Raw genomic sequence first — 9,525 nt, forward strand, 5'->3', positions numbered from 1 at the left:
GTTATACTTCCCCTAAACCCTTTCGTTGCGGCAAACTCAATGTGTATTACTGCAAATTCTATTGTTATTTTCTGCTACGTATTTATTGCGGCAGACTAAACATTATCTCGATTAGCTGACCATCACGTTCGACCATTAAGGCAACCTCGGTCATCTCGGGTAACTGCGCCATCACTTCTAACGCCTGCCCCATATCAGTCAGGTCATAACCATTAATTGATTTCGCTAAATCATTGGCTCTGAAACCAGCCTGCTTAAATAGTTCACGATCTTTACCTGGGTTCAGACGGTAACCAGCAAGCTCTCCACCGCTCTTAACCGGTGAAATAGACAAATAATCGGTAATCTTGCTCGGGTCGGCTAAAATCTCATCCCGAGACTGGCTTAACTCGGCCGCTACGGCGCGATTGTTACGATTGTCGATAGTCTTCCCTTTAGAAACACTTTTAGCCTTTTGCAGCTGTTGATTAGCGGCACCATTAGTATTGTATTCTAGACCATCTAGCATCAAGGTTTCGTAACGACCGCTGTTAGTGATAATAATTCTGTCGGCATAGACCTCTTTTAGCGAAGCCGAAGTGCCTTTGATCTTATCACCCAAACTGTAAGTGTCTTGACTACCACTAGAGGCAATAACCGCTAAGCCTTTTTGTTCTGTGGTTGATGCCACCACACCCGTTAGCTGGATAGATAGCGACGTTTTCGGGGCATCGGTAATGATTTCTTCCACTGGAGCAGCTTTAGGTTTATTACCCGCGGCATCAGGTTTACCGAAGAGAGAGAGTTGTTGCAGACTAAGAATATTGACTTGACCCGCCGCATTGCTTGCGACAGGAGTAGGCACCCAGCGCGCGTTGGCCGAGTCATCAGGTACTAATTTCCAAGTAATTTGCGCTAATAAGTAAAGAGCTATGACTAGCCCAATGCTAAATATCGCCGTACTGACTGGCTTTTGGGGCACTCCAGCCGCTTTAGTTAAAAACTTATCTAATAAATCCATATTTATGTGGACCCTCTATACAGGTCTCTGTTCTGATTATGATAATTTAGCAAATCCTGACTCATGCTAACCTACACTACTTTTGGCAACAAGCCCATTACTGCAGCAATGTTGGCCATATTTGACCGAATATGCTAACTTTACGCGCCTAAAAAGGGTGTGAAGCCTGCCACTATTTTACCAGCGGGAAAGTAAAGTTTTGTATATTCCTGCTGAGCTTGTGAACTTCCCCCTACTTTATATAAGGTTAATCTATCACTGGAGTCGCTCATGAACAGTAACGAGCAACAAGCAATTAAAGTAAGGCTTGATAAATGGCTCTGGGCTGCACGTTTTTATAAAACTCGTGCCATCTCAAAAGAGATGATTAATGGTGGAAAAGTACACTATAACGGCCAGCGTACGAAATCGAGCAAATATGCCGAAATTGGCGCCACTATCAGATTGAGACAAGGCTATGATGAAAAAGAGATCGTCATCAAAGTGTTGTCAGAACATCGACAAAAAGGGTCAATAGCACAAACCCTTTATGAAGAGACACCGCAAAGCATAGCAAAACGAGAGACTTATGCAGAGCAAAGACGTTTAAATATTCTTAATAATCCCGCTCCCGATCAGAAGCCGGATAAGAAACAACGTCGTCAAATAATGCGCTTTAAAGAAAGCTAGAAATTGGAACAAAGAGATGACTAAAGACAATCTATATCGCTATTTATTCGAAAACGCGAGTGTACGTGGCGAATTAGTGCAGCTAGAAAATAGCTACCAAGAAGTGCTATCAGCACATGAATACCCACTAGCGATCCAACATGTATTGGGCGAGCTAATGGCTTCTACAGCTTTATTAACTGCAACCTTGAAGTTCAGCGGTGATATCAGCATTCAACTGCAAGGTGATGGCCCAGTATCACTAGCTGTGATTAACGGTAATAACCTGCAGCAACTTCGCGGCGTATCACGTTGGGAAGGCGATATTAGCGATGACGCGAGCCTGACGCAGATGTTTGGTAAGGGCTACATGGTTATCACCCTAACACCAGATGACGGCGAACGTTATCAAGGTGTGGTAGCGCTAGATAAAGACACCCTAGCGGAATGTCTAGAAGATTACTTCGCCCAGTCTGAACAGCTACCAACCAAGATCAAGCTGTTTGCCGATACCAAACAAGCCGCAGGCATGTTCTTACAGGTGCTACCTACCGATGGTGATCACAACCAAGAGTTCGAGCACTTATCTGTATTAACTGCAACCGTTAAGCAGGAAGAGTTATTTACGCTTCCAGCTGAAGAAGTACTGCACCGCTTATATCATGAAGAAGAAGTGCGTTTATTTGATCCTGTGTCGATTAGTTTCAAGTGTACTTGTTCTAAAGAGCGTAGTGCTCAAGCAATCCGTACCGTTGCGAGAGAAGAAGTCGATTCGATTCTAGCCGAACAAGGCAAAGTAGAAATGGGCTGCGAGTATTGCAACAGTAAATACACCTTCGATGCTATCGATGTTGAAGCCATCTTCGCCAACGCTCCAATCAGCGATGTAACTCAATAAGTCATATTGAGTTAGTCAAATCTGATTAGCAATAACCGATCAAAGGCGCTCTTAGAGCGCCTTTTTTATGATTAAAACTCACCTTTCTAACAGATAAAAATATCAAGAAAAGTGTTTCCACATCCCTTTTCACAGTTTTTTTTGATCTAGTGCACATATTCATATCCGCATACGTTACAATCGCCCCTAAATATAAGCTGGCGCAATAGATCAGCACCTAATGATGACCTCACAGATGGAGACCTTACCTATGGCGGATGGATCAAACCGCGAGTACCTTAACCTTTCAACAGGCCAATTAGTCGAGCTTGCGTTAGCACGCGGAGAAGGCGAATTGACCGCGAATGGTGCTTTAGTTGCAAAGACAGGTGAACGCTCAGGCCGTTCTCCTAACGACCGTTTCATCGTTAAAGAGCCGGGCTCAGAAGCAGATATCGAATGGGGTCCAGTTAACAAACCTTTCGAAGCCGATGTTTTTACAGCACTTTGGAACCGAGTCGAAGATTTTCTAGCTGACAAAGACACTTTCGTATCAAACCTCGAAGTCGGTGCTAGCAAAGAACATTATCAGCCAGTTCAAGTCACGACTCAGTATGCTTGGCATCAACTATTTGCTCGCAATCTATTCATCGTGCCAGAAGAATTCAATGCCGCCGATAAGCCAGTATGGCAGATCATGAATGCACCCGGTTTCGAGTGTATTCCAGAGCGTGACGGCACTCATTCTGATGCCACTGTTATTATCAACTTCGCAGAGCGTAAGGTACTACTTGCAGGCCTTAAATACGCAGGCGAAATGAAGAAGTCGATGTTCTCGGTACAAAACTTCCTACTACCCGCTAAAGGCGTATTGCCAATGCACTGCTCGGCAAACGTCGGCGCTGATGGCGATACCACGCTATTCTTCGGCCTATCGGGTACAGGTAAAACCACTCTTTCTGCCGATCCTAAGCGTTTCTTAATCGGCGATGATGAGCACGGCTGGGCACCCGGCGGCGTATTCAATATCGAAGGCGGTTGCTATGCAAAGTGTATCGACCTAAGCCAGAAGAACGAGCCAGTGATCTGGGATGCTATCCGCTTTGGTACCGTACTAGAAAACGTAGTTACCGATGAAAACCGCGTACCCGATTACACCAACTCAAGCTTGACTGAAAACACCCGCGCCGCTTATCCACTCGAGCATATCGCCCAGCGTAAACTGGATAACTGTGGCGCAGAACCACACGCAGTTGTGTTCCTAACGTGTGACGTTTCTGGTGTGTTACCACCAGTCTCTAAGCTCACTAAAGAGCAAGCGGCCTATCACTTCTTGTCAGGTTATACCGCTAAAGTTGGTTCTACAGAAATGGGCTCTACAGCCGCAATTCAGTCTACCTTCTCGACTTGTTTTGGTGCACCGTTCTTCCCACGTCCAGCGGGGGTTTACGCTGAGCTACTGATGAAGCGTATCGAATCTTTCGGCAGCCAAGTCTACCTAGTTAATACAGGCTGGACAGGCGGTCCTCACGGAATTGGTAAGCGTTTCGATATCCCAACCACTCGCGCCATTGTCGATGCTATCGTATCGGGTGAGCTTAAAGATGTTGAGACTGAGTACTTAGAAAAGCTAAACCTTCATGTACCGCTAGCAATCCCAGGTGTAGACAGCAAGCTACTTAACCCAATCAACACATGGGAAGACAAGGCTAAGTATGCCGAGTTTGCTCAGCATCTTGCCGATAGCTTTAAGGCTAACTTCGAGAAGTATCAGGTACCTGATTCAATCAAGAATGCGGGTCCTAACGCTTAATTTGACCGCCTCTAGCGCTTAAGGGCGCATGAGTTAATACTGAGTTTCAATTAAAATCCTAGCGATATGCTGGGATTTTTTTTGAACAAATCATAACAAAATCAGACTCAAACATTAGATTCTAATATTGAGCTTAAACACTAGACTCAATTCAGAGCCCCCACGCTCTCTTTGTCATCCATGTAAAGCCTAGTGGTCATTAAGTAAAGCAGGCTTGACTTAACAACTATAAACCTCTAAGTTGTAAGTCAAGCACACTTTACACCAATAAAGTGAGAGTCAGCTAAATACACAAGGAACCGTAACCATGAAGATTATCGAAGCTATCTGCGCTAAAGGCTTACCTAAGCGAGATCTCAAAAATGCCAATAGAGTTAATCTGCTTGCACTCGCATGGGCACTCACATTAATGATAAGCACCTACCTAAGCGAAAATGAACTACTTGGCAGCGGAATATTGCTCATATTGGTATTTTCAATACACACGCTTATCGGTATTGCCATGTTAGTAGCCTATCGCCATTTTCTGGTACAACTCGATGAGATGGAGCGTAAGGTTCAACTCGACGCACTCGCTTTGTCTGTTGGGGTCGCCATTATTAGTTTTTCCAGCTATTCAATACTAGAAAATAGCGCTATTGTGCCGCCTCTTAATGCCGCATACCTCATAGTGCTAATCACTTTGACCTATATCGTAGGTATTATTAAAGGAAGGATCAGTTACCGATGAAAAACCGTCTAAAAGTGCTCCGAGCAGAGCGCAACTGGACCCAAGCCGATCTGGCAGAAAAGCTCGAAGTCTCACGGCAAACTATTAATGCCATAGAAAAGGGTAAATACGATCCAAGCTTACCCTTGGCTTTTAAAGTTGCTCGACTATTTGAGATGCCAATAGAGGCCATCTTTGAGGATGAGTCAGAATTAGAAACCAGTTAAAGCCAGGATTAGTTCATCAACAAGCCGCTCTCTTTTGGCGGCGATTTACTTCCTAAACCTGTAAATGAGCGCATTCAACGTCTAGCTAAATTATGAGCAGATCGACTACGGCCCTTCTCGGCCTCCATTTAGTCCACCTTTCTATATTCCTTGGTATGTTTTAATATTCATCTTCATATTTATCCGTGAATACCTAAGAGTAGTCACTGTTTAAACAGTAAATATTATCAGCACGGATAACAAAGGATTGATATATGACATTGGGACAACAGATTAAACAGTTCAGAACGGCACGCGGTTTCAGCCAACCTGAACTTGCAGAAATGGTCGGCATCGAACAGTCTTACCTTTCTAAGTTGGAAAACGATAAATCCATTCCATCAAATGAAGTATTTAGAAGCCTATTAAATGCTTTATCTATCAGTACCAGCCAATTCCTCGAAGCGATTGATAGCGACAAACACCGACAGCAACTGAATCAAATCCCAGATCTGCAAGATTATTTGTCTCAACGAAGCAATATCAAACTACAGTCATTAAGGCGCTTTCTCTACATTGCATCGGCATTAATCATCGTAGGCATTACCACTTTTTATAGCGGTTTTAGTCAGCAGTTGTTCTCAGAAAAGCAATATCAATACCAATCCTTAGGAGTTATCTTGCCTGGCGAGCCATTAGATATTTTTTCTTCTTGGAGGCGCACCCTTGACTCTACTGTAGCCAATAGCCGATCAATCACAGAGAAGAAAAGTATCGAAATGACGATGCGTAGTGACAGTCAATTCTTGCTCACTACTGACAATAAAGGTCAAAGCTTCAGTGTCGATGTTGAAGGTGGCAAGCGGCTGTACTTTTTAGATAAGGATGTATTAGTTTCAAGGCCGATTAATGCTTGGTTGCAGCTATTTGGGGTACTTTTTTTTACTACTGGTGTTGTCGGCTTTGGCCTTGAAAGACGATTATATAAACTGCAGTAAATCTAGATTAAGCCTAGCTATTGTAAGCCTCATCAGCTGGGTTTCACCCGCCTAAATAAAACCTATACGCCTCTTCCCCCAATTGCGCTAAACAGCCAATGCCATAATCACTCATGCATATTTAGACACAGTTCCCCTGTTGCACTTATCGTCTGTTTAAGGAAAGATAATCGTCTAAAAATAATTCAAACAGTTCAAAAAATGGGTACCTAACCATGCGCTTAACTCCCCTATCGGCCATCGCCGTACTCCTTGCTAGCAGCAATCTTGCGGCGGCCACTACGGATACGACACCCCCCCAAATAGCAAACACCTATATTAACGATACCATCTTGCCCCCCATCATGCCTTGGCACGGCGGCAGTGAGTCTTTGCTCGTGGCACCTGAGGCAAAATGGGCGACTCCCTTTGAGCAAAATGGTCTTAAAACCAGCCCTAGCTATGATGAAACCTTTGTCTGGTTAGATAAGTTAATTGCTAATAGCGAGATGCTAAAGAAGGTGAGCATTGGCAAGAGCCCTCAGGGTCGTGACATTTGGATGATAGTCGCCTCCAAAGAGGGCGCTGAAGACGCCGCCTCGCTATCAAACAATGGTAAGCCAACACTACTCGTACAAGCAGGGATCCACTCAGGGGAAATTGACGGTAAAGATGCCGGTATGATGCTACTGCGTGACATGGTATTTAACGGCAAGGCTGCGTTACTCGACAATGCCAACTTACTATTCGTACCCATTTTCAGCGTCGATGGTCATGAGCGTTCGACTGAATATAACCGCGTTAACCAACGTGGTCCGGTTAATATGGGCTGGCGCACTACGTCGCAAAACCTCAACCTAAACCGTGATTACGCTAAGGCAGACACACCTGAGATGCAGCATATGCTGCGAGCTATTAATATTTGGCAACCAGATCTTTATATCGATGTCCATGTTACCGACGGTATCGACTATCAATATGATGTGACTTTTGGCTATAACTTAGCCCAAGGCCAAAGCCCATCGATCTACAAGTGGCTAGAGAACAGCTATCGCCCAATTATCGAGTCAGCACTGTCTGAACAGGGACACATACCCGGTCCCTTAGTATTCGCGATTGATAACACCGACATCACCAAGGGCATGTCACTTTGGAATGCTAGCCCACGTTTTTCTAATGGCTATGGCGACGCTCGCCATCTACCGACAATCTTAATTGAAAACCACAGTCTAAAACCCTTTAAACAAAGAGTTCTAGGCACCTATGTGATGCTCGAATCCAGCCTTAAGGCCATCGCCAGCGATAGCACCAAACTAAAGTCTGCTATTCAGCAAGATAAGTATCGTTACTCACCTAGAGTAACTCTTTCTTGGCAACAGGAGCAGCAAGCTCAAGGCTGGGATTTTAAAGGTATAGGTTATACGTTAGAGCAAAGTGCCATTAGTGGTAACGATATTGTACGCTGGAATGGTCTGCCACAACTTTATCCAAACTTGCCCGTTATTGGTGGGACTAAGGCCGATATTAAAATAAGCCGCCCTGATGCTTATTACATTCCGCCCCAATGGCATGAGGTGATTGAACGTTTGCGCGTGCATGGTATCCGCATGACAACGCTAGTTAAGCCGACTGAGATTAAGCTACAGCAATATCAATTTGCCACTCCAAGCTTTGCCAATAGCGATTACGAAGGCCGTCAGCGAGTCAAGGCAGAGGTGAGCAGTCAGGCAGTCGAGACACAACTCCCTGCAGGTACGGTGCGAATAGCGACCAAACAACCTTTAGGTGACTTAGCCATATTGTTATTGGAACCGCAATCACCCGACTCGCTGTTTCAATGGGGTTTTTTCAACCCAATCTTTACTCGCACCGAATATATTGAAAACTACGCAGTCGAGCCACTGGCAGCCAAAATGCTCAAGGAAGATCCTGAACTACAGGCCGAATTTGATAAAGCCCTTAGCGATGCAGAATTTGCTGAAAACCCTAAAGCACGTTTACGCTGGTTCTATGAGCGTAGCCCTTACTACGATAACCAATACCTAAAGTACCCAGTCCTTAGGGGAAACTAGTTGTGCAGGGTGACTATGTAGCCATGTAAAAACAGCGCCTATTGGCGCTGTTTTTCTTCAAACAAATACGCTGCAAATCTATCGCAACGATTAAGCCTTTTTGGTAGCCGAGATAGCATAGGTAAGTGGTAAACGCTGCCCTTGTTGCTCAACAAAATATCGTTTTCGCAGCTCAACACCTTGGGGCAATTCAACAGCTAGCGTTTCTTCAGATAACCCCTCAAAGCAATCGTAAGGGCTAAAAGGGAACTCATCAAAAGAGTTAATCTCTAATCCCGCTTTTATCAACGCATTAATCACATCGGATAGCGAGTGCGACCAACTCATAAAAGTATTGGTGTCGTCGCTAGCATTCTCGGTATAAGTCACCTCATCTTCAACATCTGGCGCATCTTGATGAAAATAGCTGTAACCCTCAAACACCGCTTGCGCAGGGTGAAACTCCACCATATAAAATTGGCCCCCAGCCACCAGCTTACTCGCGATAATCTGTGCCCATTTATCGAGATCCGGTAGCCAAACAATGGCCCCGTAGGAGGTAAAGACCAGATCAAATTCAGTCGTGACCGTTTCAGGGACGCTATAGACATCGCTGCAGATAAAGTCTGCTTTTAAGCCAGCCTGTTCAGTGAGAGATTTTGCCTGAGTAATCGCCGCGGGGGAGAGATCGACACCTGTGACATCAGCTCCCATACGCGCCCAAGACAAGGTATCGAGTCCGAAGTGACACTGCAGATGAAGTAAGCTCTTACCCATTACATTTAGCGCTGCTAGCTCAATTTCTTGTAGCGAGCTCTTGCCCTTTAGAAAGCCTGCAACATCATAAAACTCTGATGTGACATGGGTCTGCACCCGCCTATCCCACCCTTGCTGGTTAACCGATAAATAATCCATTTCTGTTTCCCTACATGATTTTAAAACCGAGTCGGCAACTAGCAGACACTAGGCTGAAGCACTAGCAGGCTCTAGGTTCTAGGCTCGAGTACTAGCTGGTTCTAGGTTCTAAGTTCTAGGCTCGAGTACTAGCAGACTCTAGGCTCTAGGTTCTAAGTTCTAGGCTCGAGTACTAGCTGGTTCTAGGTTCTAGATTCTAAGTTCTAGGCTCGGGTACTAGCTGGTTCTAGGTTCTAGGCTCGAGTACTAGCTGGTTCTAGGTTCTAGGTTCTAGGTTCTAGGTTCTAGGTTCTAGGTTCTAGGTTCTAGGTTCTAGGTTCTAGGTTCTA

Annotated in this window: 9 protein-coding genes; 7 read left to right on the forward strand and 2 right to left on the reverse strand. The window is 44.9% G+C overall.

Translation table 11 applies throughout. From position 1 onward, the window contains the following. Positions 1-82: 82 nt before the first annotated feature. Positions 83-1,000 (reverse strand): type II secretion system protein GspC, encoded by a 918-nt coding sequence (gspC, locus tag Q1A86_RS20045; protein WP_299810888.1) that lies wholly within the window; start codon positions 998-1,000, stop codon positions 83-85. 270 nt (positions 1,001-1,270) lie between these two features. Between gspC and hslR the strand changes: the two genes are divergently transcribed. The 7 genes from hslR (at position 1,271) to Q1A86_RS20080 (ending at position 8,302) form a co-directional block, all read left to right on the forward strand. Next, the gene (gene hslR / locus Q1A86_RS20050) at positions 1,271-1,669 is read left to right on the forward strand and encodes a ribosome-associated heat shock protein Hsp15 (protein WP_299810891.1); all 399 of its coding nucleotides are present in this window, start codon (positions 1,271-1,273) and stop codon (positions 1,667-1,669) included. Between the two features lie 16 nt (positions 1,670-1,685). Then, positions 1,686-2,546 carry an Hsp33 family molecular chaperone HslO gene (gene hslO, locus Q1A86_RS20055; RefSeq protein ID WP_299810894.1) on the forward strand — a complete coding sequence of 287 codons (861 nt, stop codon included), beginning with the start codon at positions 1,686-1,688 and terminating at the stop codon, positions 2,544-2,546. A 250-nt stretch (positions 2,547-2,796) separates the two neighbouring features. Beyond that, the gene (locus Q1A86_RS20060; protein ID WP_299810911.1) at positions 2,797-4,338 is read left to right on the forward strand and encodes a phosphoenolpyruvate carboxykinase; all 1,542 of its coding nucleotides are present in this window, start codon (positions 2,797-2,799) and stop codon (positions 4,336-4,338) included. Between the two features lie 307 nt (positions 4,339-4,645). Further along, positions 4,646-5,068: a hypothetical protein gene (locus Q1A86_RS20065; RefSeq protein WP_299810897.1), complete on the forward strand. Its 423-nt coding sequence runs from the start codon at positions 4,646-4,648 to the stop codon at positions 5,066-5,068. After that, the gene (locus Q1A86_RS20070; RefSeq protein WP_299810900.1) at positions 5,065-5,274 is read left to right on the forward strand and encodes a helix-turn-helix transcriptional regulator; all 210 of its coding nucleotides are present in this window, start codon (positions 5,065-5,067) and stop codon (positions 5,272-5,274) included. The genes Q1A86_RS20065 and Q1A86_RS20070 overlap by 4 nt, the downstream gene beginning before the upstream one ends. 254 nt (positions 5,275-5,528) lie before the next feature. Beyond that, entirely contained in the window at positions 5,529-6,251 is a 723-nt protein-coding gene (locus Q1A86_RS20075) for a helix-turn-helix transcriptional regulator (protein WP_299810903.1), read from the forward strand. Between the two features lie 215 nt (positions 6,252-6,466). Further along, a complete protein-coding gene (locus Q1A86_RS20080; protein WP_299810906.1) occupies positions 6,467-8,302 on the forward strand; it encodes a M14 family metallopeptidase in 1,836 nt (611 codons plus the stop codon). A gap of 90 nt (positions 8,303-8,392) precedes the next feature. On the opposite strand, the gene Q1A86_RS20085 is transcribed toward Q1A86_RS20080, so the two are convergent. Next, a complete protein-coding gene (locus Q1A86_RS20085) occupies positions 8,393-9,196 on the reverse strand; it encodes a bifunctional 2-polyprenyl-6-hydroxyphenol methylase/3-demethylubiquinol 3-O-methyltransferase UbiG (protein ID WP_299810909.1) in 804 nt (267 codons plus the stop codon). Positions 9,197-9,525: the final 329 nt, after the last annotated feature.

The organism is uncultured Shewanella sp. (genome assembly GCF_947497935.1).
Classification (GTDB): Bacteria; Pseudomonadota; Gammaproteobacteria; order Enterobacterales; family Shewanellaceae; genus Shewanella.

Coding starts and splice junctions, on each gene's coding strand:
- hslO (WP_299810894.1), top strand. CDS start 1,686: ATGACTAAAGACAATCTATATCGCTATTTATTCGAAAACGCGAGTGTA.
- Q1A86_RS20060 (WP_299810911.1), top strand. CDS start 2,797: ATGGCGGATGGATCAAACCGCGAGTACCTTAACCTTTCAACAGGCCAA.
- Q1A86_RS20080 (WP_299810906.1), top strand. CDS start 6,467: ATGCGCTTAACTCCCCTATCGGCCATCGCCGTACTCCTTGCTAGCAGC.
- Q1A86_RS20070 (WP_299810900.1), top strand. CDS start 5,065: ATGAAAAACCGTCTAAAAGTGCTCCGAGCAGAGCGCAACTGGACCCAA.
- gspC (WP_299810888.1), bottom strand. CDS start 1,000: ATGGATTTATTAGATAAGTTTTTAACTAAAGCGGCTGGAGTGCCCCAA.
- Q1A86_RS20075 (WP_299810903.1), top strand. CDS start 5,529: ATGACATTGGGACAACAGATTAAACAGTTCAGAACGGCACGCGGTTTC.
- Q1A86_RS20085 (WP_299810909.1), bottom strand. CDS start 9,196: ATGGATTATTTATCGGTTAACCAGCAAGGGTGGGATAGGCGGGTGCAG.
- hslR (WP_299810891.1), top strand. CDS start 1,271: ATGAACAGTAACGAGCAACAAGCAATTAAAGTAAGGCTTGATAAATGG.
- Q1A86_RS20065 (WP_299810897.1), top strand. CDS start 4,646: ATGAAGATTATCGAAGCTATCTGCGCTAAAGGCTTACCTAAGCGAGAT.